This is a genomic window from Streptomyces sp. NPDC107454 (assembly GCF_055582885.1).
The window spans coordinates 104,616-129,445 of sequence record NZ_JBVJPA010000011.1 but is presented as its reverse complement, the minus strand read 5'-3'; the positions used below and the strand labels follow the sequence as shown (position 1 = coordinate 129,445).

The following is a 24,830-nucleotide window of genomic DNA, read 5'->3' as shown; positions in this document are numbered from 1 at the left end:
ACCCGACCCCTGGCGCGCGGCCCTGCGCCGGTCCTGGGTCCTGTCGTCACATTCCCGTCGTCCGCCCAAAGGGCGGGCCCTGCGGCGTCAGGTGCGTGCTCTCGGCGTGCCGGGCACGGGCCCTCGTACTGGATGTACCTGGGTCTGCGCCCGGCACGCCGCAGGGGGTCCCTCCCTGACAGGGCCTAGCCCGCCACGAGCAGGTCGCCGATCGTCGCGATGCCTTCCGTGATCGCGCGTTCCCCCACGTCACCGAAGCCCAGGACGAGTTGGGGCGGCGCAGTCGCCCGGTCCGCGCGACAGGCGCTCATCCCGTACAGGCCGACGGACCGTGCGCGCGCCCCGTCGATGACGGCCCGTTCGGCGGCCGCGTCCGTGCCGGGCAGGTGCGCGACGGCGTGGAACCCGGCCGCGAGACCCGTCAGCCGGACCTCGGGGGCGTGTGCGGCGAGGGCCGTGACCAGGGCCGTACGCCGGGCCGCGTAAGTCGTGCGCATGCGCCGCAGATGGCGGTCGTAGCGGCCGGACTCGACGAGGCGGGCGAGGGCGAGCTGGTCGAGAGTCGGGGAGCCGCGGTCGGTGCGCAGCTTGGCCGCCGTGATCGGGGCGGCGAGCGCGGGCGGGCAGAGCAGCCAGCCGATGCGCAGCGCCGGGGCGAGGGACTTGCTGACGGTGCCGATGGAGACGACCCTGTCGGCGGCCAGTCCGTGCAGGGCTCCGACAGGTTCACGGTCGTAGCGGAACTCGGCGTCGTAGTCGTCCTCGACGACGTACGCGTCCCGCCGCGTCGCCCACTCGATCAGCGCGAGCCGGCGTTCGGGCGCGAGGACGACGCCGGTGGGCCACTGGTGGGCGGGGGTGACGACGACGGCCCGTGCCCCGGTCGCCTCCAGCGCCCGTACGTCGATGCCCTGCTCGTCGACCGGGACGGGCACCGCCGTCAGACCCGCCGCGGCCGCGGCCGCCGTCACCGTGGCGGGAGCGCCCGGGTCCTCGTACGCCACGACACGCACCCCCGCTCCGGCCAGGCTCTCCAGGGTGAGGCCGAGGCCCTGCGCGTAGCCGGAGCAGACGACGATCCGCTCGGGGTCGGCCGCGGCGGCACGCACCCGGCGCAGATATCCGGCGACGACCTCGCGCAGCACGCAACTGCCGTGCGGATCCCCGTAGTCGAGGTCCGCGGTCGGCAGGGTGCGGCCCGCCTCACGCAGTGCCCAGAGCCAGTCGGAGAGCGGGAAGCCGGTCAGGTCCGGCACGCCGTGCCGGAAGTCGGCGATCAGCCGCTCGGGCGCGCTGCGGTGCGGCGCGGGCGCGGGCGGCACGTGGGCGCACGCCGCGACCCGGGTGGCCGAGCCGACGCGCGTCACGAGGTAGCCCTCGGACTGGAGCTGGGCGTAGCAGTCCTGGACGAGGCCCCTCGACAGCCCCATCTCGCGGGCGAGTTCACGCGAGGAGGGCAGCCGCTCGCCGGCGCCGAGGCGGCCCGTGCGGATCGCGTCCCGCAGCTGCCGTTCGAGCTGGGCGCGCAGTTGCTCGCCGCTCTCCCGGTCGACGGACAGCAGCAGTTCGGGTGACAGACCGGCCCACTGCAACGGCATGGAATTGGAGCTTACCGGGGGTCCGGCAGCTGCCTAGCGTCGTTTCCATGACAGCGACCACGCCCCGCATCCCCGCGGCAGCTTCGAGGCCCCCTCTCCTCACCCGTCCCCTGCTGCTCCGTTTCGTGAGCATGGTCGGGGCCTCGACGAGCTTCTTCCTGCTCCTGTCGGTCGTGCCCCGCTACGCCACGGCGTCGGGCGCCGGCCTGGCCACCGGCGCCCTGATGCTCTCCACGGTCCTGGGTGAACTGGCCGCTCCCCGCCTGGTCGGCCGCTACGGCTACCGGGTCGCGCTGATCGCCGGGCTCACCCTGCTCGGCGCTCCCGCGCTGGTCCTGACCGTCTCCGACGGCATGGCGTGGATCGTGACGGTCTGTCTGGTCCGCGGCCTCGGCTTCGCGCTCACGCTCGTCGCGGGCGGCGCGCTCACCGCGTCGCTCATTCCGGCCGAGCGGCGGGGGGAGGGCCTCGCGCTGGTGGGCGTGGTCTCCGGAGTGCCGTCGCTGATCGCGCTGCCGCTCGGCGTGTGGCTCGCCGCGCACGCCGGGTACGGGCCGGTCGCCGTGGCCGCGGGCGTGGCGGCGCTGGCCGCGATCGCCGCCGTACCGGGCCTGCCGGACCGGGAGCCGGCCTCCGGGAAACCGGTGGGGGTGCTGGCCGGGCTGCGCACCGGTGGTCTGATGCGGCCCGGGGCCGTCTTCGCGACCACCGCCCTCGCCGCCGGGATCGTCGTCACGTTCCTGCCGCTGGCGGTCCCCGCCGCGTACGGCACGGTCGTCGCCGTGGCCCTCTTCGTGCAGCCGGCCGCGTCGACCGCGGCCCGCCTGGCGGCGGGCCGGTACGGCGACCGGCACGGGCCCGCGCGGCTCCTCGTGCCCGGCCTGGTCCTCTCGGCCGGGGGCCTGTCGATCACGGCGGTCACCGGCAGTCCCGTCGCGGTCCTCGTCGGGGTCGCGGTCTTCGGCACCGGCTTCGGAATCGCCCAGAACACCACGCTGAGCCTGATGTACGCGCGCGTCCCGGCCTCGGGATACGGCACCGTCACAGCGCTGTGGAACGTCGCGTACGACGGTGGTATGGGCGTCGGGGCGGCGGGTTTCGGCGTGCTGGCCGGGGTGACGGGGTATCCGTCGGCCTTCGCCGTCACCGCCGCACTGATGTTGGCGGCGCTGATCCCGGCCTCCCGCGATGCGCGAGCCGATCGCGGGTCCGGCGCCACGCCGGGCGGAGTCGTGGCCGGGTGAGGCCTCAGTCCCGCGAGCCGGTCGCCCCCTCGATCACCCGTCGCAGCCCCTCCGTGAGGTCGTCCGCCGTGGAGGCGCTCGCCGGGTCGAAGAGCCACTGCACCATCAGACCGTTGAGCAGCGCCTGGTAGAAGCCGCCGAGGGACTGGACGGTGCGCTCGTCGAGCGTCTCCTCGTCCAGGCCCGTGAGCATCGCGACGAGCCCCGACCGTCCCTCGATCTGTGCCTTCGCCATCAGATTCCGCAGCTCCGGAACCCGCTCCCCCTGCGTCACGATCTCCATGCTGGCCGCCCAGACGGGGCGGAACTCCTCGAAGGACTCCAGCATCCGCGCCCACACGCTGTGGAACCGCTCCACGGAACCCCCGGGCGTGTCCTCGTGCTCCGGATGATGGACGGACTTCTCGCCCCACTCCTGCACCAGTTCCACGAAGGCCTGCGTCAGCAGCGCGTCCTTCGACCCGTAGTGGTAGCCGATGGACGCCAGGTTCGTCCCGGACTCCTTCACGATGTCGCGCGCCGTGGTGCGCACGAACCCCTTCTCCAGCAGGCAGCGCTTGGCGCCTTCGAGCAGATCCTCACGGTGTCCCATGCCGATCAGCGTACCCCGATCCAGACAACTGTCCCATACGCTCGTTTTAAACAAGCGTACTAGACAAGCGTTTAAGACGTCCGTACAGTCCCTGGCATGACGAACTCGAAGCACTCGACGAGCACCACCCCCGCACCCGGCCGAGGCCTCGCCGGCCGCCGCGAATGGACCGCCCTCGGCGTCCTGATGCTTCCGCTGCTCCTGGTCTCGATGGACGTCTCGGTCCTCTACTTCGCGATCCCCGCGATCAGCGCGGACCTGGAGCCGAGCGGCACCCAGCAGCTGTGGATCTTCGACATCTACGCCTTCGTGCTCGCCGGACTGCTGATGACGATGGGCTCGCTCGGCGACCGCATAGGCCGCCGCAAGCTCCTCCTCTTCGGCGCCGCCGCCTTCGGCACGGCCTCGGTCATGGCCGCCTACGCCGACAGCGCCGAAATGCTGATCGCGGCCCGCGCGGTCCTCGGCATCGGTGGCGCCACCCTCATGCCGTCGACGATGGCGATCATCCGCACGATGTTCACCGACCCCGGGCAGCGCGCGAAGGCGATCGGTCTGTGGTCCGGCGTCATGACCGGCGGTATCGCGCTCGGTTCGGTGATGAGCGGTGTCCTCGTCGAGTACTTCTGGTGGGGCTCGGTCTTCCTCGTCAACCTGCCCGCGATGGTGCTGCTGCTGGTCCTCGGCCCGATCCTGCTCCCCGAGTCCAGGAACCCGGAACCGGGCCGTTTCGACCTGCTCAGCGTGCCGCTGTCGATGGCGGCCGTGCTGCCCGTCATCTACGGCGTGAAGGAAATCCCGTCCGAAGGCTGGAAGTTCGAGTACGGCGCCTCGATCGTCGTCGGTCTCGTCTTCGCCGCGCTCTTCGTCCAGCGGCAGCGCACCGCCAAGTCCCCGCTGATCTCCCCCGAGTTGTTCCGGGGCCGGGGCTTCGCGCCCGCCGTCGCGCTCAACCTGGTCTCCGCGTTCGGGATGATGGGGTCGGCGTACTTCACCACCCAGTACCTGCAGTCGGTCCTCGGCAAGAGCTCCATGGAGGCCGCGCTGTGGTCACTGCTGCCGACGGTCCTGGTCGGGGTCGCCGCGCCGGTCGCCGCGCAACTGGTGCAGAAGGGCGTCCACCGCGCCCACGTCGTGTCCGGCGGCTTCGTCCTCGCCGCGTGCGGCTACGGCCTGCTGGCCCTCACCGGGACCGACTCGATGTGGCTGGTCCTCGCCGGGGCCGGAGTCCTCGCCTCGGGGATCGTCACCGTGATGTCCCAGATGATGGATCTGGCGCTGGGCACCGTCCCCGTCGGCAACGCGGGCGCCGCGTCCTCGCTGCTGGAGACGGGTGCCGAGTTCGGCGGGGCGCTCGGTATGGCGGTCCTCGGGTCCATCGGTACGGCCGTCTACCGCCACGAGATTCCGTCCGGCGTCCCGGCGCCGGCCCAGGAGACCCTCGGCGGCGCGCTGGCGGTCGCCCACGGGTTGCCGGGCGGCGCGGGCGAGGCGCTGGTGCGGGCCGCGCGGGAGGCGTTCACCAGTGGGATGCAGGCGGCGGCGATCGCGGGGGCGGTGTTGTTGCTGGGGGCGGCGGGGGTGGCGTCTGTGACGTTGCGGCGCGTGCGGGTGCGGGAGGTCGGGGCCGAGGCCCCGCACCCCGAACAGGCTCCCGTCTGACACCCCTTCACCAGGGCTACGCCCTTGGAACCCCGGCTGTGCGCTCCGACTACGGGGGGCGGGCTCCGGTCGCGCAGTTCCCCGCGCCCCCCAGGCGGGGCTACGCCCCGAAACCCCACCCCCCCAAGTACCTTGCCCACCGACCGGCGGGGACTGACCGCGCAGTTCCCCGCGCCCCCCAGGCGGGGCTACGCCCCGAAACCCCACCCCCCCAAGTACCTTGCCCACCGACCGGCGGGGACTGACCACGCAGTTCCCCGCCCCCCCCAGGCGGAGCTACACCCCGAAACCCCACCCACCCCAAGTACCTTGCCCGCCGACCGGCGGGGACTGACCGCACAGTTCCCCGCGCCCCTGGCGACCCGGGGCCGGCCCGCGTCATCCAGCCGGTCCGGTGTTTGAGGACCAGGCCGGAGGCCGATGCCTCACCCGCTCCGGCCCCGCACCACCCAGCCCGTCCGGCGTTTGAGGACGAGGGCGTTCAGGCCGATGGGGGGTTTGGGGGCGGAGCCCCCGAGTAGGGATGGGACGGGTAGGGGCGGCGGGGGCGAGAACGGGGGCGGGGCGTTGTCGGTGAGGCGTGTCAGGATGGCGGCGTGGCACAGACAACCAGTACGCCGTTCATCGGCCGGGACGACGAACTCGCCCGGCTCACCGGCGTGCTGGACCGCGCCCGCGCAGGCACCCCCCGCGCCGTCGTCCTCTCCGGAGACGCCGGCGTCGGAAAGACCCGCGTCCTGACGGAAGCCGCCGCACACGCCACGCACACCGGCATGACGGTGCTCACCGGCCACTGCGTGGACCTCGGCGACGTGGGCCTGCCCTATCTGCCGTTCACCGAGATCCTCGGCACGCTCGGCGGAGACGAGCGGTTCACCGCCGCCCTCGCGGCACACCCGGCGGTCGACCGCCTGCTGGGCTCCGGCAGCGGGACGGACACGGACACCGGCAGCCGGCTGCGACTCTTCGAGGGCGTCGCCGGCCTGCTGGCCGACGCCGCCGACATCACCCCCCTCCTCCTGGTCCTCGAAGACCTCCACTGGGCGGACCAGTCATCGAGGGACCTCCTGCGCTTCCTCCTCAGCCGAGGCGTCCTGCAGAATCCGGTCCCCGGCTCCCCCGCCCACCACCTCGCCCTCTTCGCCTCGTACCGCTCGGACGACCTGCACCGCCGCCACCCCCTGCGCCCCCTGCTCGCCGAGCTGGCCCGGCTCCCCTCCGTGGAGCGGCTCGAACTGCGCCCCATGGCCGACGCCGAAGTGGCCCGCCTGGTGCGCGCCCTGCGGACGGACGCCCTCTCCGACACCACCGTCCGCCGCATCGTCGACCGCGCCGAGGGCAACGCCTTCTACGCGGAGGAGCTGCTCGCCGCGCTGCCGGGCGACCTCGACCCGGCGGCGCCCGCCATGCCCAGCGGCCTCGCCGACCTCCTGCTCATCCGGATCGAGCAACTCTCCGACACCGCCCAGCAGGTGCTGCGCACGGCCGCCGTCGCCGGGCGGCGCGTCGAGCACGACCTGCTGCGTGACGCCGTACAACTGCCCGAGGAAGAGCTGGAGTCGGCGCTGCGGGAGGCCGTAGGACGGCAGCTGCTGGTCCCCGGCGACGACGCCACGTACTCCTTCCGGCACGCCCTCGCCCGTGAGGCCGTCTACGCCGATCTGCTGCCCGGCGAGCGGGTCCGGCTGCACGGCGCGTTCGCCAGACTCCTCGCCGGACGCGGTCACACGGCGGAAAGCGCGGCCGAGCGCGCCCACCACTCGCGGGAGAGCCACGATCTCGCGGACGCGCTGACCGCCTCGCTGGAAGCCGCCGACCACGCCCAGCGGGTCGGCGCGCCCGCCGAGGAGCTGCACCACGTGGAGGCCGCGCTCGAACTGTGGCCCGCGGTGGACCCCGACGCCCGCCCCCGAAACGGCGACCCGGTCACGCTCACCCTGCGCGCCTCCGCCGCCGCCGCGCACGCCGGTCAGACCCACCGGGCGGTCTCCCTCACCCGCGCCGCCCTCGCCAGGGCGGGATCGGACGCGGACTCGGAACTCGCCGCCCGCGTCCGCTACACCCTCGCGGGCAATCTGATGCGCGTCGACAGTCTGAAGGCCGCCTTCACCTACAGCAGCGAGGCACTGGCCATGATCCCGGCCGAGCCCCCGTCGCACACCTGGGTGTGGGCGGCGGCCACCCATGTCATGGCCGCGCGGTACATGGGCCACGACGAGGACGCCGAGCGCGTCGCCCGGCAGGCGCTGCGCACCGCCGAGGAGCTCCGACTCGCCGACGCCCAGGCCGACTTGATCATCTCCCTGGTCGGTCTGGAGGACCACAACCGGCGTACGGCCGAGGGCCGGGAGCGGCTTCGGCAGGCCCGCGACCTGGCCCGGCGCGCCGGCAATGTCTCCATCGAGATGCGCGCCCACTTCAACCTCGCCATCGGGGCCTACGAGGCCGGAGCCCTGGACGAGTGCCTGACCTGGCTCGCCGAGGGACTCGAGTGGGCGAACCGCTCCGGCCTCGTCTCCTCCCCGTACGCGCTGGAGCTGCGCTACCTCCAGTCCCTGATCCTCTACACCCTGGGCCGCTGGGACGAGTGCGCGCGGGCCGCCGCCGTCGACGCCCGACGGCTGCCACCGGCGGGCGGCTTCGCCGTCGGGCCCGCGTTGTACGTCGCCCTGGCGCGCGGCGAGGAGGGGGCCGCCGAGCGGGCCCGCGCGCTGCTCGACGGACCGTTCGACTTCATGGCTACGGTCGTCGCGGGCATCGTGCTGACCGACGCCGCAGCCCTGCGCGGCGACCCCGAGGGCGCCGTCGCCTCCGTACATGCGACGGTCGCATCGCTCAGGAACAGCTCCGGCAACGAGCGGCCCGACATCGGTGTGCGGCTCGCGGCGCTGGCTCTGTCGGCGGTCGCGGACGCCGCCGTCGAGCTGCGTCTGACCGGCGACGAGACGGGCTCCCAGCACTGGGCGGACCTCGCGACCGAGCTGGTGGAGGTGGCCCGGAGCACGGCCGCGAAGGGGGAGGACGGCTCGCGGCAGGGACCGGAGGGGCTGGCCTGGCTCGCCCGCGCCGAGGCGGAGTGGCTGCGCGCGCACTCGGGTCCCGAGGTGGCCGCCTGGGAGGAGGCGGTCGCCGCGTTCGACTACGGCGATCCCTATGAACTGGCCCGCTGCGAAAGACGGCTGGCCGAGGCGCTGCTCGTGGCGGACCGTCGGGAGGAGGCCGCCGAGCGGGCCCGCGCGGCGCGCGACACCGCCGTCCGGCTCGGCGCCGTACCGCTGCGCGAGGAGCTGGACGCCCTGATGCGGCGCGGTCGTCTCGCCGACTCACCGTCGGCCGCGGACCGTGTCCCGGCGCTGACCGCCCGCGAGAGCGATGTCCTGAGGCTGCTGGCGCGCGGCCGTACCAACCGCCAGATCGGCGAGGAGCTGTTCATCACGGGGAAGACGGCGAGCGTGCACGTCTCCAACATCCTCGCCAAGCTGGGCGCCTCGGGGCGCACCGAGGCCGTGGCCATCGCCTATCGGGAGGGGCTGGTCGAGCCGCCCCGGGACTCCCGCACATGACCGGCCCCCGCGCATGACCGGGCCCGGTCACCTCAGGTGACCGGGCCCCGTACCGCGTACTGCGAAGGTCAGACGAGGTTCACCGAGCGCGCCGAGGTGGCGCCGATCTCCTCGGCCACCTCGCTCAGCACGTTCTGCGGGACCGTGTCGTCGACGGTGAGGACCGCGAGGGCCTCGCCGCCCGCGGCGGCACGCGCGACCTGCATGCCGGCGATGTTGATGCCCGCCTCGCCGAGGATGCGGCCTACGGTGCCGACGACACCGGGACGGTCCTCGTAGCTCAGCACGGCCATGTGGTCGGCGAGCGCGAGGTCCACGTCGTACTCACCGACGGCGACGATCTTCTGCAGGTGCTTGGGGCCGGCCAGCGTGCCGGAGACCGAGACCTCCTGGCCGTCGCCGAGCGTGCCGCGCACGGTGACCACGTTGCGGTGGTCGGGGGACTCCGAGCTCGTGGTCAGACGGACCTCGACGCCGCGCTCCTGCGCGAACAGCGGGGCGTTGACGTACGACACCGTCTCGTCGACGACGTCCTCGAACACACCCTTGAGCGCGGAGAGTTCGAGCACCTTGACGTCGTGCTGGGTGATCTCGCCGTACACCTCGACGTCGAGGCGGACCGCGACCTCGCCCGCGAGGGCGGTGAAGATGCGGCCGAGCTTCTCGGCGAGCGGCAGACCGGGCTTGACGTCCTCGGCGATGACACCGCCCTGCACGTTCACCGCGTCCGGGACGAGCTCACCGGCGAGGGCGAGACGCACCGAGCGGGCGACGGAGACACCGGCCTTCTCCTGCGCCTCGTCCGTGGAGGCGCCGAGGTGCGGGGTGCAGACGACCTGGTCGAGCTCGAAGAGCGGGGAGTCCGTGCAGGGCTCCTTCGCGTACACGTCGAGGCCGGCGCCGGCGACGCGGCCCTCCTTGAGCGCCGAGAACAGCGCCTCCTCGTCGACGATCCCGCCGCGCGCGGCGTTGACGATCCGCACCGACGGCTTGACCTTGTGCAGCGCCTCGTCGCCGATGAGACCGACCGTCTCGGGCGTCTTGGGCAGGTGCACGGTGATGAAGTCCGAGACCTCGAGCAGCTCGTCGAGGGAGAGGACCTTGACGCCCATCTGCGCGGCCCGGGCAGGCTGGACGTAGGGGTCGTAGGCGACGACCTTCATGCCGAACGCGGACATGCGCTGGGCGACCAGCGCGCCGATGCGGCCGAGGCCGACGACACCGAGGGTCTTCTCGGCGAGCTCGACGCCGGTGTACTTCGAGCGCTTCCACTCGCCGTTCTTCAGCGCCGAGTTGGCCTGCGGGATGTGGCGCGCGGTGGCGAGGAGGAGGCCGCAGGCCAGCTCGGCCGCGGTCACGATGTTCGAGGTGGGGGCGTTGACGACCATCACGCCGGCCTTGGTGGCGGCGGAGACGTCGACGTTGTCCAGGCCGACGCCGGCTCGTGCGACGACCTTGAGCTTCTTCGCGGCGGCGACGGCCTCCGCGTCGACCTTGGTGGCCGAACGGATCAGGATCGCGTCGACGTCGGCGATCGCGGGCAGCAGCTCGGCGCGGTCCGCGCCGTTCGCGTGCCGGATCTCGAAGTCCGGGCCCAGGGCGTCGACGGTCGCGGGCGACAGCTCTTCAGCGATGAGTACGACAGGTTTCGAGCTCACGTGAGTCCTCACAGGTCCAATGCGGACGGCCGTCCCGACGGCCGCATGCGGTGGAGGGTTGCTAGCCGCGTGGAAGACGCACGACGCTGTGGGCCTGACGCGTATGTTGTGCAGCAGTGTAGTGCCGCAACGGGGGCCTTCTTGCGCCTCCGTGGAAGGATCACCCGTCCGTGGCTGGACGGGGTGGACAACGGCGCGCTCACGGGCGTTACCCAGGGCTGGCCGAAGGGGCCGGAGCGGATGCTCCGGCCCCTTCGGCCGTACGGCTTACGCCTCGTCGTTGACCCACGACATGAGCTTGCGGAGCTCCTTGCCGGTGGTCTCCAGGAGGCTGTTCTCGTCCTGCGTCTTGTACTCGTTGTACTTCTTCAGGCCGGAGTGGTACTCCTCCATCCAGTTCTTGGCGAAGGTGCCGTCCTGGATCTCCGCGAGGACCTTCTTCATCTCGGCCTTGGTGGCGTCCGTGATGATCCGCGGGCCGGTGACGTAGTCGCCCCACTCGGCGGTCTCGGAGACCGACCAGCGCATCTTCTCCAGGCCGCCCTCGTACATGAGGTCGACGATGAGCTTCAGCTCGTGGAGGCACTCGAAGTACGCGATCTCCGGCTGGTAGCCGGCCTCGGTCAGCGTCTCGAAGCCCGCCTTGACCAGCGCCGCGGTACCACCGCAGAGAACGGCCTGCTCACCGAACAGGTCGGTCTCGGTCTCCTCCGTGAAGGTCGTCTTGATGACGCCCGCGCGGGTGCCGCCGATGCCCTTGGCGTAGGACAGGGCGAGCGGGAAGGCGCTGCCCGTGGAGTCCTGCTCGACAGCCGCGATGCAGGGAACGCCGCGGCCCTCCTCGTACTGGCGGCGCACCAGGTGGCCCGGGCCCTTGGGGGCGACCATGGCGACGTCGACACCGGCCGGGGGCTTGATGAAGCCGAAGCGGATGTTCAGACCGTGGCCGAAGAACAGCGCGTCGCCGTCCTTCAGGTTGTCCTTGATGGACTCCTCGTAGACCTGGGCCTGGATCGGGTCCGGCACCAGGATCATGATGACGTCGGCCTCGGCCGCGGCCTCCGACGGCGTCACCACGCGCAGGCCCTGCTCCTCGGCCTTGGCCTTGGACTTGGAGCCCTCGTGCAGACCGACGCGGACGTCGACACCCGAGTCGCGCAGCGACAGCGCGTGGGCGTGGCCCTGGCTGCCGTAGCCGATGACCGCGACCTTGCGGCCCTGGATGATGGACAGGTCGGCGTCGTCGTCGTAGAACAGCTCGGCCACTGGGGTTCTCCTTGGTGTGCGGTGTTGCGTCCCACCGTACGGCGGGCGGGGGAAGGGAAGTTTTCGGGTCTCGGTATACGGGCGGTCGGGGATCGCCGACCGCCCCTACCAAGGATCAGGCTGATCGGTCGAGCGCGCGCAGCGAGCGGTCCGTGATCGAACGCGCCCCTCTTCCGATCGCGATCGTGCCGGACTGGACGAGCTCCTTGATGCCGAACGGCTCCAGCATCTTGAGCATGGCCTCCAGCTTGTCGCTGCCGCCGGTGGCCTCGATGGTGACGGCCTCCGGAGAGACGTCCACGGTCTTGGCGCGGAACAGCTGGACGATCTCGACGATCTGGGAGCGCGTCTCGTTGTCGGCACGCACCTTCACCAGAACGAGTTCGCGCTGCACCGCCGAGCCGGGTTCCAGTTCGACGATCTTCAGCACGTTGACGAGCTTGTTGAGCTGCTTGGTGACCTGTTCGAGCGGCAGCGCCTCGATCACGTTCACCACGATGGTGATGCGCGAGATGTCGGGGTGCTCGGTGACACCGACGGCGAGCGAGTCGATGTTGAAGCCGCGGCGGGAGAACAGGGCGGTGATCCGGGCGAGGACACCCGGCTTGTTCTCGACGAGGACGGAGAGGGTGTGCTTGGTGCTCATGGTGGTGGACTCGGCTCTCTCTCGGTCTCAGTCGTCTTCGTTGTCGCCGAAGTCGGGGCGGACGTCCCGGGCGGCCATGATCTCGTCGTTCGAGGTGCCGGCGGCGACCATCGGCCACACCATGGCGTCCTCGTGCACGATGAAGTCGACCACGACGGGGCGGTCGTTGATCGAGTTCGCCTCCGCGATGACCTTGTCGAGGTCCTCGGGGGACTCGCAGCGGATCGCGTAGCAGCCCATGGCCTCCGACAGCTTCACGAAGTCGGGGACGCGGGTGCCGGCGCTCGGCTGCTTGCCGTCCGCGTCCGGGCCGGAGTGCAGCACGGTGTTGGAGTAGCGCTGGTTGTAGAAGAGGGTCTGCCACTGGCGGACCATCCCGAGGGCGCCGTTGTTGATGATGGCGACCTTGATCGGGATGTTGTTCAGGGCGCAGGTGGTGAGCTCCTGATTGGTCATCTGGAAGCAGCCGTCACCGTCGATCGCCCAGACCGTCCTGTCCGGCTGACCGGCCTTGGCGCCCATCGCGGCCGGGACCGCGTAGCCCATCGTTCCGGCGCCGCCGGAGTTCAGCCAGGTCGCGGGCTGCTCGTACTGGACGTAGTGCGCGGCCCACATCTGGTGCTGGCCGACGCCCGCCGCGAAGATGGTGCCCTCGGGGGCGAGCTGTCCGATCCGCTCGATGACCTGCTGCGGCGACAGGGAGCCGTTGTCCGGCTGCTCGTAACCCAGCGGGTAGGTCTCGCGCCAGCGGTTGAGATCCCTCCACCAGGCGGCGTAGTCGCCGGCGTGGCCCTCGCTGTGCTCCTTCTGCACGGCCTGGACCAGGTCGGCGATGACCTCGCGGGCGTCACCGACGATCGGCACGTCCGCGGCGCGGTTCTTGCCGATCTCGGCCGGGTCGATGTCGGCGTGGACGATCTTGGCGTACGGGGCGAAGCTGTCCAGCTTGCCGGTGACGCGGTCGTCGAAGCGGGCTCCGAGGGCGACGATCAGGTCGGCCTTCTGCAGCGCGGTGACGGCGGTGACCGCACCGTGCATGCCCGGCATTCCCACGTGCAGCGGGTGGCTGTCGGGGAATGCGCCGAGCGCCATCAGGGTGGTGGTGACGGGCGCTCCGGTGAGTTCCGCGAGGACCTTCAGTTCGGCGGTGGCCTTGGCCTTGAGGACGCCGCCGCCGACGTAGAGGACGGGCCGCTTGGCCTGGGTGATCAGCTTGGCGGCCTCGCGGATCTGCTTGGCGTGCGGCTTGGTCACCGGGCGGTAGCCGGGCAGGTCCTGGGTGGGCGGCCACTGGAAGGTGGTCTGCGCCTGGAGGGCGTCCTTGGCGATGTCGACGAGGACGGGGCCCGGGCGGCCGGTGGAGGCGATGTGGAAGGCCTCCGCGATCGTCCTCGGGATGTCCTCGGCCTTGGTCACCAGGAAGTTGTGCTTGGTGATCGGCATGGTGATGCCGACGATGTCCGCCTCCTGGAAGGCGTCCGTGCCGATCGCCTTGGACGCGACCTGCCCGGTGATCGCCACGAGCGGCACCGAGTCCATGTGCGCGTCCGCGATCGGCGTCACCAGGTTGGTGGCACCGGGGCCGCTGGTCGCCATGCAGACGCCGACCTTGCCGGTGGCCTGCGCGTAACCGGTGGCCGCGTGACCCGCGCCCTGCTCGTGCCGCACGAGCACGTGCCGCACACGCGTGGAGTCCATCAGCGGGTCGTACGCCGGAAGGATCGCGCCGCCGGGAATGCCGAATACCGTCTCGGCCCCGACCTCCTCAAGCGAGCGGATGAGGGACTGCGCTCCCGTGACGTGCTCGGGGGCGGACTGTCCTCCGGAACGGGGCCGCGGCTGCGGGTGATGGGCCCCGGTGGCCTGCTCGGTCATCGGCATTCTCTTCTCGATGCTGAGGGTTTTTGCGAGTTTTGTGCGGTGTACGACTGGTGCCTGTGCAACAAAAAACCCCTCGTGCCGTGAGGCAAGCGAGGGGAGCGCGCCGGGTGCGGTCGCTGGGTGTTCCGGGTCCGTCCGGTGGTCACCAGCTTCAGCCGACGCGCTTTCCAAGTACGAGAATTCGGGTGCGCATGGCATTGACCCTCCCCCCGGCACGCACTGACTGTCAAGTGGGTGGGACGGGAGTCTCATTATGTGAGCGGAGGGCTGTACCGCCTCCGAAGACTGCGGGCACACCACTCGTATACACCCCCGCGCCGCCGCCCGCGAACGCGGGCTCGGCGGGGCCGTGCGGCACCGGGTAGTGGCCGCAGGACAGCGCTCTGCGCAGCCGGTACTCGTCGAGCGGTCCGGAGAAGGCCATCCCCTGTCCGTGCGTGCAGCCCATCGCGCGCAGGGCGACGACCTGCTCGGGCAGGTCCACACCGTCGGCCACGGACTGCAGCCCGAGGTCGGTGGCGATCCGCAGCAGCCCGCTGGTGATCTTGTGGAGCCGGGCGGACTCGACGACACCCTCGACGAGGCCCCGGTCGAGTTTCAGTACGTCGACGGGCAGCCTTCTGAGCGTCGTGATGGCCGCGTAGCCACTGCCGAATCCGTCCAGGGCGATCCGGACGCCGAGCCGCCGCAGCGCGTTCAGCCGCCGCTCCAGCTCGTCCAGGGAGACCCGGGGGTCGGTGTCGGCCAGCTCGACGATCAGGGAGCCGGAGGCGAGCCCGTGCCGGGTCAGCAGGGCCTCCACGGAGCCGAGCGGCATCGAGCGGTCCAGCAGCCGCCGGGCGCTCATCCGCACGGCGACGGGCACCGTGACACCCGCGGCGGCCCGCTCGGCGGCCTGCTCGACGGCCTCCTCGAGCATCCATCGGCCCAGCTCGGCGGTCTTGTCGCTGTCCTCGGCGACGCGCAGGAACTCCGCCGGCGTGAAGAGCACCCCTTGGGAGGAACGCCAGCGGGCCTGGGCGGTGACCGTCGCGATCCGGCCATTGCCGAGGCAGACCACGGGCTGGTGGAGCAGTGCGAACTCGCCGTCCTGGAGCGCGGAGCGCAGCCGGGTGGCCAGCTCCGCCTTCCGTACGACGTCCTGCTGCATCTGGGGCGCGTACAGCTCGACGCGGCCCTTTCCGGCCGCCTTGGCCCGGTACATCGCGAGGTCGGCGTTGCGCAGCAACTCGCCCGCTCCCAGGCCCGGTTCGGCGAAGCCGACGCCGATGGACGCGGCGACGCGGACATCGTTGCCGCCGATGGCGTACGGCTGGGAGAGCTTGATCCGCAGCCGGTCGGCGAGCTCCAGGATCTGCTGTTCGCGCGCACCCCGGTCGCGGTTGCCGTCGCCGACGATGAGCGCCGCGAACTCGTCGCCGCCGAGGCGGGCGGCGGTGTCGCCCTGGCGCACCGAGTCCTGGAGTCTGCGGGCGGCCTGGACGAGGAGCTCATCGCCGGCCTGGTGCCCGATCGTGTCGTTGACGGCCTTGAAGCCGTCGAGGTCGATGAAGAGGACGGCCGTGCCGCGCAGCGCGGCGCCGCGGTCGGTGGAGCGGCGGCCGGACAGGGCCTGCTGGACGCGCCGGGTGAACAGCGCGCGGTTGGGCAGGTCGGTGAGCGGATCGTGCTCGGCGTTGTGCTGGAGCTGCGCCTGGAGCCGGACCCGCTCGGTCACGTCACGGCTGTTGAAGATGAGGCCGCCGTGGTGTCGGTTGACGGTGGACTCCACATTGAGCCAGCCGCCGTCGCCGGACTTGAAGCGGCACTCGATGCGGGTGGTGGGCTCCTCCAGATGGCTTGCGGCCAGGAAGCGGCGCACCTCGTGCACCACGCAGCCGAGGTCCTCGGGGTGGATGAGGGAGGCGAGCTCGGAGCCGACGAGCTCCTCGGCGTTACGACCGTAGACCCCGGCGGCGGCCGGGCTGACGTACCGCAGGATGCCGTTCGGTGCGGCGATCATGATGACGTCGCTGGAGCCCTGCACCAGGGAGCGGAAGTGGTTCTCCTGCTGGGCCAGCTCCTGGGTGAGGGTGATGTTGTCGAGCAGCATGATGCCCTGGCGCACCACGAGGGCGAGCACGACGAGGCCGGCCGTGATGAGCACGACGCGGTCGACGCTGCGGCCGTTCAGGACGTTGTAGAGAATGCCCAGCGTGCACACGGCGGCGGCCAGGTAGGGCGTGAGTGCGGCCAGTGATCCGGCGATCGGACGGGTGGCCGGGTAGCGGTTGTGGCCACCGTCCTGAGCCCCCTGAGGTCCCTGATGCCCCTGAGATCCCTGGGTGATCCCTGGTCCGCCCTGGCGGGGCCCCGGGATGTGCTCGTGCACCACGCGCGCGTGCCCGTCCCTACGGGGCTCCTCCGTGTCATGACCGTCGGCGGTCGCCTGCCCGAGCCGGGGACCGACCCACGGGGCGTACGCGAGGAGCAGTGACCCGGCGAACCAGCCCGCGTCGAGGAGCTGCCCGGAGTGGTAGTTGTTGTGCAGGAGGGGCGAGGTGAACAGGGCGTCGCACATCACGGTCAGGGCGAGCGCCCCGATCGCGGTGTTCACCGCCGAGCGGTTCACCGACGAGCGCCTGAAGTGCAGCGCGAGCACCATGCTGACCAGGGCGATGTCCAGTAGCGGGTACGCCAGCGAGAGCGCGGTGTGCGCGACGCTCGGCCCGTCGAACTTCGCCGCCTGGGCGAGCGCGAGGCTCCAGGACAGCGTGAGCAGGGAACCGCCGATCAGCCAGGAGTCCAGCGCCAGGCAGACCCAGCCCGCCTTGGTCACGGGCCTCTTGGCTAGCACGAGCAGTCCTACGATGGCGGGCGGAGCGAAACAGAGGAAGAAGAGATCGGCGTAACTGGGACTCGGGACCTGGCGGTCGAGGACGACCTCGTACCACCCCCAGACTCCGTTGCCCAGCGAGGCCATGGTGGAGGAGAGCGCGAACAGCAGCCACGCGGGTCGAAAGCGGCTGCGGCGGCTGCGGGCGTAGAGGAAGCAGGAGACCGCGGCGGCGCCCGCGGCGGCGCTCAGCCCGAAGTCGCCCATGAACAGCGCGAGGCTCGCGGAGCCCCAGCCGAGCGCGGAACCGAAGGCGTAGCCCGCGCACACCAGGGCCAGCACGAGTTGCGGAATCAGGCCTGTCCCAGCGCCGTACAACGGCCGACGGGACAGCAGTGCCCCGGGGGAGCTCACCGGGCCCACCCGGTCCGCGCGGGGTCCCGCTGGCCCGTGTGCGCTGGGTGCGCATGCCTTCTGCGGCCGCTGTGCCCACGGTGGTGATGGCCACCGTGACCACCATGGCTGCCGTGGCCGCGTCTGCGCGTGGCCGCGCGCCAGGGTCGTCGGCGGCTCCGCCGCGTCGGATCGTTGGTCCATAGGCCGTGCATCGCCCGTCGCCCCCCTCGCAGTCCGAATGTCCATCCCCGGCGCCGAACGGTGCGCGGCGCAGCCCCTGTCGGGACGATACACCAGTCTCGTCACTCAGGGACATAGTGCCTCTACGCTCCGTGACGATCAGCGGCAGCGCGGACACCGCCCGCATTCGCCGGACTGCGGAGGGTGCCCGAAGCGGGCTACGCGCCCGTCGTAAGGACCACGTTGCCCAGGGGTTCCCGGTTCACGAATCGATTCAACTGCGCGGTCAGAAGCCGCTCGGCGCGCGGCAGGAACGCGGAGGTGGGGCCGCCGACATGGGGGCTGATGAGCACGCCGGGCGTCTGCCACAAGGGATGTCCCTGGGGCAGCGGCTCCGGATCGGTGACGTCGAGGGCCGCGGTGAGGCGCCCGCTGTCCAGCTCGGCGAGCAGCGCCTTGGTGTCCACGACCGGCCCGCGGGCGACGTTCACCAGCAGTGCGCCGTCCTTCATCCGGGCCAGGAACTCGGCGTTCACCAGGCCCCGTGTGCTGTCGGTGAGGGGCGTGGCGAGCACCACGATGTCGGCCTCGGGGAGCAGTGCGGGCAGTTCCGTGAGTGGGTGCACCGGACCGCGCGCCGTGGTGCGCTCAGAGCGCGCGACGCGCGCCACCCGCGCTACTTCGAAGGGCGTGAGCCGGTCCTCGATCGCGGACCCGATCGAGCCGTAGCCCACGATCAGTACGGACTTGTCGGCCAGCGCCGGATGGAATCCGGAGCGCCACTCCCCCTTGTCCTGCGCCCGCACGAAGTCGGGGACGCCCCGCAGCGAGGCGAGGATCAGCGTGAGCGCGAGCTCGGCGGTGCTCGCCTCGTGCACGCCGCGCGCGTTGCACAACTGCACGCCCGGGGACAGGGACTGCACGGCCCGCAGGACGTGGTCGACCCCCGCGGAGAGCGTCTGCACGACCCGCAGGGAGGTCATTTCGGGCAGCGGCCGCTGCCCGACGCCGGGCGCCTTCATATAGGGGACGACGTAGAACTCGCAGTCGGCGGGATCCGCGGGAAACTCCTGGTCGCCGTCCCAGAAGCGGTAGCTCAGGCCCTCGGGGAGGCCCTCGATCTCGTCGGCGTGAAAGGGAAGCCACACATCGGAAGTCATGGTCGGGAGGCTATGCCAGGCGCCCGGTCGCGCAGAGGTTAGGTTGGGGTGCCGGAAGAAGGAGGGTCAGGGCCAGGTGGAGCGCAGGACGATCGGCGCGGCAACGCTCGATGTGGGGGCGATCGGGCTCGGGTGCATGCCGATGAACTGGGCGTACACCGGTTCGCGACAGCGCGGTGAGGAGTCGCTGCGCGCGGTGCACGCGGCGCTCGACCGGGGGTCGACGCTGCTCGACACGGCCGACATGTACGGGCCCTTCACCAACGAGTTGCTGGTGGGGCGGGCGCTGAAGGAGCGGCGCTCCGAGGCCTTCGTGTCGACGAAGGTGGGGCTGTTGGTGGGCGAGCAGCACATCGTGGCCAATGGGCGCCCCGGCTATGTGAGGCGGGCCTGCGACGCTTCGCTGCGCCGCCTCCAGACCGATGTGATCGACCTGTACCAACTGCACCGCGCGGACCCGGAGATTCCGGTCGAGGAGACGTGGGGCGCGATGGCCGACCTGGTGTCGGCCGGAAAGGTGCGCTCGCTCGGGCTGTGCGCGGTGGGCGCCAGGTCCGCCCGTCGTGCGGGGGCGCGGCTGCACGACGGAACGATCCGGCAACTGGAGCGGGTGCAGCAGGTCTTCCCGGTGAGCGCGGTGGAGGCGGAGCTGTCGGTGTGGTCGACGGAGGCGCTGGACGCGCTGCTGCCGTGGTGCGCGGCGCGCGGGGTGGGCTTCCTGGCGGCGATGCCCCTGGGCAACGGCTTCCTGACCGGCACGCTCACCCCCGGCGAGGGGTTCGAACGCGATGACCTGCGCGCCCGCCACCCCCGCTTCACGGCCGAGATGATGGCCGCGAACCAGCCCATCGTCGTCGGGCTGCGGCGCATCGCCCGGCGCCACGACCTGCCCGGGAACGCGGTCACGCCGGCTCAGGTGGCGCTGGCCTGGGTGCTGGCCCAGGGGCGGCACGTGGTCCCGGTGCCGGGGGCCAAGCGGGAACGGTGGGTCACGGAGAACGCCGGGGCGGCGGGGCTGCGGCTGACGCCGGAGGACCTGGCGGAGGTGGCGGCGCTGCCGGGGGCACGGGGGTCCTGGGACTGAGGCCGCCCCGCTCCGGAGGGACCGGGTGTCCGGGTTCGGGAACCCCTGGGACTCGCGCGGTGTATGAACAGTAGGACCGCCGCGTCGAAGGGACCTCTGATCGTGCAACGTCGAGTGATGAAGGCCGTGTTGGCCGCGGCAGCGCTGGTGGTGACCGCCGGCTGTTCCTCCGGCGGCTCAGGAGGGGATCCGATCGGCGGCCTGAGCCCGTCGTCGAGCGGTACGGGGACGGGGGCGTCGTCCGCCCCGCGGGCCACCGAGACGGCCGCGCCCGCCAAGGGCTCGGTGAAGGTGGTGCGCACCGTCACCGAGGACCTCAAGTCGCCCTGGGGCCTGGCGCCGCTGCCGGAGGGCGGCCTGCTGGTGTCCTCGCGGGACGAGGGGACGATCACACGGGTCGACGAGAAGACCGGCAAGAAGACCGAGCTGGGCCAGGTGCCCGGCGTGGCCCCCGCCGGCGAGGGCGGCCTCCTCGGCATCGCGCTCTCCCCCGCGTACGCCTCCGACCACATGATCTACGCGTACTTCACGACGGCCTCGGACAACCGCATCGTCCGCATGCTCTACGACGAGAAGAAGCCGTCCGGGGAGCAGCTCGGGGCGCCGGACACGATCTTCAAGGGCATCCCCAAGGGGATGATCCACAACGGTGGGCGGATCGCCTTCGGCCCCGACCGGATGCTGTACGCGGGGGCGGGCGAGACGGGTGACCGGGGGCAGGCTCAGGACACGAAGGCGCTCGGCGGCAAGATCCTGCGGATGACGCCGGACGGCGATCCGGCGCCCGGCAACCCCTTCGACAACTCGGTGGTCTACTCGTACGGCCATCGCAATGTGCAGGGCCTCGCCTGGGACGACAAGCAGCGGCTGTGGGCGTCCGAGTTCGGTCAGGACACCTGGGACGAGCTGAACCAGATCAAGCCGGGCGACAACTACGGCTGGCCGGTGGTCGAGGGCAGGAGCGACGATCCGAAGTACCACAACCCGGTCGCCCAGTGGCACACGGACCAGGCCTCCCCGAGCGGTATCGCCTACGCCGAGGGCTCCATCTGGATGGCGGGGCTGCGTGGCCAGCGTCTGTGGCGCATCCCGTTGAAGGGCACGGAGGCCGCCGCCGCCCCGCAGGCCTTCCTGAAGGGCGAGTTCGGGCGGCTGCGCACGGTGGTCCCGGCGGGCGGCGACAAGCTCTGGCTCGTGACGAGCGAGACGGACGGCCGCGGCAGCCCCGGCAAGGGCGACGACAGGATTCTGGAGCTGGAGGTGAAGTAGGCGTCCGGCCTCAGGACTCGTCCGGTTCCGACACGGGCTCCTCCCCCGTGTCGTCCTGCCCCTCCTCCTGCTCCTGGTCTCGCTCCTGCTTGGGCAGCCGTACGACCACCTTGCCGGAGGTCAGGTCTATGGGGCCGCGGCCCGGGTCACCGTCGTTCAGGTCCACGCGGCTCAGTTCGAGTCGCTTGCGTTCGTCGCTGGTGTGCTTGCGGCCTGGCGCGAAGAGCTCCTCGAACATGTTGAACACGGCGCCTCCCTCGGCCCGGGTCCGTACCAGCGTATGCCTCAGCCCGCCGTCCGGGTGGTGGGGGCCTCCCGGGGGAACAACCGCAGCCGATGCGCCAGCGCCGCCGCCTCCCCCCTGCCCGAGACGTCCAGCTTGGCCAGGATGTTCGAGACATGGACGCTGGCGGTCTTCGGGGAGATGAAGAGTTCTTCGGCGATCTGGCGGTTGCTGCGGCCGGCGGCGACCAGGCGCAGGACGTCGCGCTCACGGCTGGTGAGGCCGAGGGCCTCGGCCGGGTCGGCGGGAGCCGGGGCCGACGGCTCGGGGGCGCGGCCCAGGGCGAGGCGGGCCCGCTGGGCGAGGAGCGCGACGGTGTCGGCGAGCGGGCGGGCGCCGAGGTGGGCGGCCGCCGCCCCGGCCAGCCGCAGAAGCTCCGTGGCGCGGGCCCGGTCGTCCTCGTCGGCTCCCGCGATCAGCAGGGACTCGGCCAGACGGTGCCGGACACGGGCGAGGTCGTAGGGGCGCTCCAGCGGTTCGAAGGCGGTGACCGCCTCGGACCACTCGTGCGGGTCGGCCGTGCCGTCGGCGCGGCAGAGCTCGGCGCGTACCCACTGTTCGTGGGCGAGCCAGACGGGTGCTCCGGTGGCCAGGGACTTGGCGGCCTTGCGCAGCCGCTCCAGGGTTCCGGCGCGGCCCGCCTCGGCGACGGGCAGTCCGCGGGCGTCGGCCTCCGCGGTGACGGCGGCGAGCAGCAGCGGCCAGCCGTCGCGCTGGGTGCCGGGCGGGAAGCCCGCGTCGAGGGCGTCCTCCAGGGCGGCCCGGGCGTCGAGGAGGCGTCCCTCTCCGGCGGCGATGCCGATCGCGGTGCGGACCAGGGGCAGCGAGTGCTGCGGCATGGGGTCGTGGGTGCCGAAGTGGGCGCGGGCGGCATTGAGCTGACGTGCCGCTTCGGCGAGGTCGCCGCGGGCGAGCGCGAGATCCGCGAGGCGCATGGCACCGCTGCCGGACGGTTTGCCGCTGAGCCCGACACCCAGCGCGTTGCGCGCGGCCTCGACGGCCTCGTCCCACTGGCCGAGCGCGTAGAGCGACTCCGAGAGGTTGCCCCACGCCCAGGCCTCGGTGTCCAACAGCCCGGACTTACGGGCGAGTTCGATGCCGTCGCGCAGAACCGTGACCGCTTCCCGGGAGCGGCCCACGGACTCCAGGTGGGAGGGCAGGTTGATGTGGACGCGCCCCGTGACCATGGAGGGGGCGTGCCGGAGCACCCGCTCCTTGACCTCGTACATCTCCGCGATGCCCGCCTCCACGTCGCCGGCGTCGACCATGAGGCCGCCGAGCGTGAGCCGGGCGTTCAGCTCGATGTCCCGGGCGCCCACCATGCGCGCGTACTCCACGGCGCGCTCGGCGGCCGAGAGGGCGCCGGGACCCGGCTCGTGCAGCATGCACCAGGCGGCGACCATGGAGAGCACCTCGGCGTGCACCTCCGACGGCGGCAGGCCGCGCACCAGGTCCCGGGCGGTGGCGAGCTCCGTCCAGCCGTCCCCGCGGGCCTGTGCCTGCACCAGACGGGAACGCTGGATCCAGAACCAGGCGGCGCGGAGGGGGTCGTCCTCGTCCTCCAGGACGCGCAGCGCCCGCTTGGTGATCTTCAGGGCGCGCTCGCGCTCCCCGCACAGCCGGCCCGCGACGGCGGCCTCGGCCATCAGGTCGAGGTAGCGCAGGGGGGTGGTGGCCGGGTCGCAGCCACAGGGTGGGAAGACCTCGACGTAGTCGATGGGGCGCAGTTCGTCCCGTACGGCTTCGGGGGTGGCCTCCCACAGCTCCATCGCGCGCTCCAGGAGCCTGAGTTGCTCGGAGTGGGCGTGCCGGCGGCGGGCCTCGACGGAGGCGTCGAGGACGGCGGGGAGGGCCTTGGCCGCGTCGTGCGCGTGGTACCAGTAGCTGGCCAGGCGGGTGGCGCGCTCGTCGGCCGGGACGAGCGTGGGGTCGTCCTCCAGGGCTTCGGCGTAGCGGCGGTTGAAACGGGAGCGCTCACCGGGGAGCAGGTCGTCGCTGACGGCCTCGCGGACCAGGGAGTGGCGGAAGCGGTAGCCGTCGCCGCCGGGTGAGGCGTGCAGGATGTTGGCGCCGACGGCGACCCGCAGCGCCTCGATGAGGTCGTCCTCGGCGAGCCGGGCGACGGCGGCGAGCAGCGGGTACTCGACGGTGGAGCCGCCCTCGGCGACGATCCGGGCGATGCGCTGGGCGCTCTCGGGGAGGCCTTCGACGCGGACGAGGAGCAGGTCGCGCAGGGAGTCGGTGAGCCCGGTGCGGCAGCCCTGGTGGGCGGCGACGGCGAGTTCCTCGACGAAGAACGCGTTGCCGTCGGAGCGTTCGAAGATGTCGTCGACCTGGGCGGGGTCGGGTTCGTGGGCGAGGATGCCGGCGATCTGGCGGCCGACCTCGGCGCGGCTGAAGCGGCCGAGTTCGATGCGGCGGACCGTGCGGAGGCGGTCGAGTTCGGCCAGCAGGGGGCGCAGCGGGTGGCGGCGGTGGATGTCGTCGGCGCGGTAGGTGGCGATGACGACGAGGCGGCCGCTGCGCAGGGTGCGGAAGAGGTAGGCCAGCAGGTGGCGGGTGGAGGCGTCGGCCCAGTGCAGGTCTTCGAGAGCGACGACGACGGTGCGGTCGGCGGCGACGCGCTCCAGGAGACGGGCGGTGAGCTCGAAGAGGCGGGCCATGCCCTCCTCGTCGGGCCGGCCGCCGCGGCCGGTCTCGCCCAGCTCGGGCAGCAGCCGGGCCAGCTCGTCCTCCTGTCCGGCGGCCGCGGCGGCGAGCTCGTCGGGGAGCAGTCGGCGCAGGGCGCGCAGGGCGGTGGAGAACGGGGCGAAGGGCAGTCCGTCGGCGCCGATCTCCACACAGCCGCCGCTCACGAAGACGGCGCCCTCGCGGACGGCCGCGGTGGCGAACTCCTCGAGCAGGCGCGTCTTTCCGACCCCGGCCTCACCGCCGAGCAGCAACGCCTGCGGCTCTCCCCCGGTGCTGAACGCCTGGGAGGTTCCCCCGGTGGCGCTGCGGGCGAGTGCGTCGTGCAGGATGCCGAGTTCGGCGGTGCGGCCGACGAACACCGGGCTGACAGACCTGGTTTCCACGGACCCGAGCATCGCACAGGGGTCTGACAGTGCGGCACTGGTTATCGAGCGGGCGACCGTCGCCCCGTTCGCGTGACGGGTGACCGTCGCCGGGTCGCGGCGGTCACCGTTCGCCGGGAGGCGGCCGACCCCCGTACGGCCGCCCCCCGCCCCCGCGCTCATGCGGCGCGGGCGAACCGGTGCCGGCGGGGACGCCGGCTATGCGCCTGCCCCTCCGGGTCGTTCTGTCCCGACTCGCGCGCGGCGGCGCGGCGGGCGGCACGGCGACCACGGAGGGCTTCCTGGGCCTGGCGGTGGTTCTGTGCCTCGCGGATCAGCTCGTTGGATCGCATCTGCTGGAGCTCGTACTCGAACATGTCGTGTCCCTCGTGAGGATTCGGTTTCGTCATCGCTTTGTGCGATGCCTCAACCTTCGTCTCCCAGGGGGGTGCGTCACATCGGGAGAGTTCCGCATCTTGC

General features: G+C 72.1%; 16 protein-coding genes. 5 read left to right on the top strand and 11 right to left on the bottom strand.

The annotated features are described in order from the left end of the window. Positions 1 to 185: 185 nt before the first annotated feature. Positions 186 to 1,598, bottom strand: a complete 1,413-nt coding sequence (gene pdxR, locus ACZ69M_RS28015; RefSeq protein WP_470054056.1) for a MocR-like pyridoxine biosynthesis transcription factor PdxR — start codon at positions 1,596 to 1,598, stop codon at positions 186 to 188. Between the two features lie 47 nt (positions 1,599 to 1,645). Between pdxR and ACZ69M_RS28010 the strand changes: the two genes are divergently transcribed. Next, positions 1,646 to 2,842, top strand: a complete 1,197-nt coding sequence (locus ACZ69M_RS28010; protein WP_470054054.1) for an MFS transporter — start codon at positions 1,646 to 1,648, stop codon at positions 2,840 to 2,842. A gap of 4 nt (positions 2,843 to 2,846) precedes the next feature. Here ACZ69M_RS28010 and ACZ69M_RS28005 read toward each other — a convergent pair whose 3' ends face one another. After that, positions 2,847 to 3,434: a TetR/AcrR family transcriptional regulator gene (locus ACZ69M_RS28005; RefSeq protein ID WP_352049362.1), complete on the bottom strand. Its 588-nt coding sequence runs from the start codon at positions 3,432 to 3,434 to the stop codon at positions 2,847 to 2,849. 96 nt (positions 3,435 to 3,530) lie between these two features. On the opposite strand from ACZ69M_RS28005, the gene ACZ69M_RS28000 reads away from it, so the two are divergent. Both ACZ69M_RS28000 and ACZ69M_RS27995 read left to right on the top strand, forming a co-directional pair. Continuing rightward, positions 3,531 to 5,096, top strand: coding sequence for an MFS transporter (locus tag ACZ69M_RS28000; RefSeq protein WP_470054052.1), 1,566 nt, complete (start codon positions 3,531 to 3,533; stop codon positions 5,094 to 5,096). Positions 5,097 to 5,692: 596 nt separating this feature from the next. Further along, positions 5,693 to 8,659 (top strand): helix-turn-helix transcriptional regulator, encoded by a 2,967-nt coding sequence (locus tag ACZ69M_RS27995; RefSeq protein WP_470054050.1) that lies wholly within the window; start codon positions 5,693 to 5,695, stop codon positions 8,657 to 8,659. A gap of 68 nt (positions 8,660 to 8,727) precedes the next feature. On the opposite strand, the gene serA is transcribed toward ACZ69M_RS27995, so the two are convergent. The 6 genes from serA to ACZ69M_RS27965 form a co-directional block, all read right to left on the bottom strand. Then, on the bottom strand, positions 8,728 to 10,317 hold the full coding sequence (serA, locus tag ACZ69M_RS27990) for a phosphoglycerate dehydrogenase (protein WP_352049359.1): 1,590 nt from the start codon (positions 10,315 to 10,317) through the stop codon (positions 8,728 to 8,730). A gap of 267 nt (positions 10,318 to 10,584) precedes the next feature. Continuing rightward, on the bottom strand, positions 10,585 to 11,583 hold the full coding sequence (gene ilvC, locus ACZ69M_RS27985; protein WP_067370909.1) for a ketol-acid reductoisomerase: 999 nt from the start codon (positions 11,581 to 11,583) through the stop codon (positions 10,585 to 10,587). 115 nt (positions 11,584 to 11,698) lie between these two features. Then, positions 11,699 to 12,229 (bottom strand): acetolactate synthase small subunit, encoded by a 531-nt coding sequence (gene ilvN / locus ACZ69M_RS27980; protein ID WP_054234575.1) that lies wholly within the window; start codon positions 12,227 to 12,229, stop codon positions 11,699 to 11,701. 27 nt (positions 12,230 to 12,256) lie between these two features. Further along, positions 12,257 to 14,110, bottom strand: a complete 1,854-nt coding sequence (locus ACZ69M_RS27975) for an acetolactate synthase large subunit (RefSeq protein WP_470054047.1) — start codon at positions 14,108 to 14,110, stop codon at positions 12,257 to 12,259. A gap of 226 nt (positions 14,111 to 14,336) precedes the next feature. Further along, on the bottom strand, positions 14,337 to 17,339 hold the full coding sequence (locus tag ACZ69M_RS27970) for a putative bifunctional diguanylate cyclase/phosphodiesterase (RefSeq protein ID WP_470054045.1): 3,003 nt from the start codon (positions 17,337 to 17,339) through the stop codon (positions 14,337 to 14,339). A 380-nt stretch (positions 17,340 to 17,719) separates the two neighbouring features. Further along, positions 17,720 to 18,661, bottom strand: a complete 942-nt coding sequence (locus tag ACZ69M_RS27965; protein ID WP_470054043.1) for a 2-hydroxyacid dehydrogenase — start codon at positions 18,659 to 18,661, stop codon at positions 17,720 to 17,722. Between the two features lie 76 nt (positions 18,662 to 18,737). Here ACZ69M_RS27965 and ACZ69M_RS27960 point away from each other — a divergent pair, with 76 nt between their 5' ends. Continuing rightward, complete coding sequence (locus ACZ69M_RS27960) at positions 18,738 to 19,745, top strand: aldo/keto reductase (RefSeq protein ID WP_470054041.1); 1,008 nt, start codon at positions 18,738 to 18,740, stop codon at positions 19,743 to 19,745. A 117-nt stretch (positions 19,746 to 19,862) separates the two neighbouring features. Further along, positions 19,863 to 21,014: a PQQ-dependent sugar dehydrogenase gene (locus ACZ69M_RS27955; protein WP_470054039.1), complete on the top strand. Its 1,152-nt coding sequence runs from the start codon at positions 19,863 to 19,865 to the stop codon at positions 21,012 to 21,014. A 10-nt stretch (positions 21,015 to 21,024) separates the two neighbouring features. Here the strand turns inward: ACZ69M_RS27955 and ACZ69M_RS27950 are convergent, their stop codons facing one another. The 3 genes from ACZ69M_RS27950 to ACZ69M_RS27940 all read right to left on the bottom strand — a co-directional run bounded on the left by ACZ69M_RS27950 (position 21,025) and on the right by ACZ69M_RS27940 (position 24,727). Beyond that, positions 21,025 to 21,261: a DUF6191 domain-containing protein gene (locus tag ACZ69M_RS27950; RefSeq protein ID WP_470054038.1), complete on the bottom strand. Its 237-nt coding sequence runs from the start codon at positions 21,259 to 21,261 to the stop codon at positions 21,025 to 21,027. A gap of 38 nt (positions 21,262 to 21,299) precedes the next feature. Next, positions 21,300 to 24,383 (bottom strand): helix-turn-helix transcriptional regulator, encoded by a 3,084-nt coding sequence (locus ACZ69M_RS27945; protein ID WP_470054036.1) that lies wholly within the window; start codon positions 24,381 to 24,383, stop codon positions 21,300 to 21,302. 146 nt (positions 24,384 to 24,529) lie between these two features. Next, positions 24,530 to 24,727 (bottom strand): hypothetical protein, encoded by a 198-nt coding sequence (locus ACZ69M_RS27940; protein ID WP_382118407.1) that lies wholly within the window; start codon positions 24,725 to 24,727, stop codon positions 24,530 to 24,532. Positions 24,728 to 24,830 lie beyond the last annotated feature (103 nt).

Coding starts and splice junctions, on each gene's coding strand:
- pdxR (WP_470054056.1), bottom strand. CDS start 1,598: ATGCCGTTGCAGTGGGCCGGTCTGTCACCCGAACTGCTGCTGTCCGTC.
- ACZ69M_RS28010 (WP_470054054.1), top strand. CDS start 1,646: ATGACAGCGACCACGCCCCGCATCCCCGCGGCAGCTTCGAGGCCCCCT.
- ACZ69M_RS28005 (WP_352049362.1), bottom strand. CDS start 3,434: ATGGGACACCGTGAGGATCTGCTCGAAGGCGCCAAGCGCTGCCTGCTG.
- ACZ69M_RS28000 (WP_470054052.1), top strand. CDS start 3,531: ATGACGAACTCGAAGCACTCGACGAGCACCACCCCCGCACCCGGCCGA.
- ilvN (WP_054234575.1), bottom strand. CDS start 12,229: ATGAGCACCAAGCACACCCTCTCCGTCCTCGTCGAGAACAAGCCGGGT.
- ACZ69M_RS27975 (WP_470054047.1), bottom strand. CDS start 14,110: ATGCCGATGACCGAGCAGGCCACCGGGGCCCATCACCCGCAGCCGCGG.
- ACZ69M_RS27965 (WP_470054043.1), bottom strand. CDS start 18,661: ATGACTTCCGATGTGTGGCTTCCCTTTCACGCCGACGAGATCGAGGGC.
- ACZ69M_RS27955 (WP_470054039.1), top strand. CDS start 19,863: ATGAAGGCCGTGTTGGCCGCGGCAGCGCTGGTGGTGACCGCCGGCTGT.
- ACZ69M_RS27945 (WP_470054036.1), bottom strand. CDS start 24,383: ATGCTCGGGTCCGTGGAAACCAGGTCTGTCAGCCCGGTGTTCGTCGGC.
- ACZ69M_RS27940 (WP_382118407.1), bottom strand. CDS start 24,727: ATGTTCGAGTACGAGCTCCAGCAGATGCGATCCAACGAGCTGATCCGC.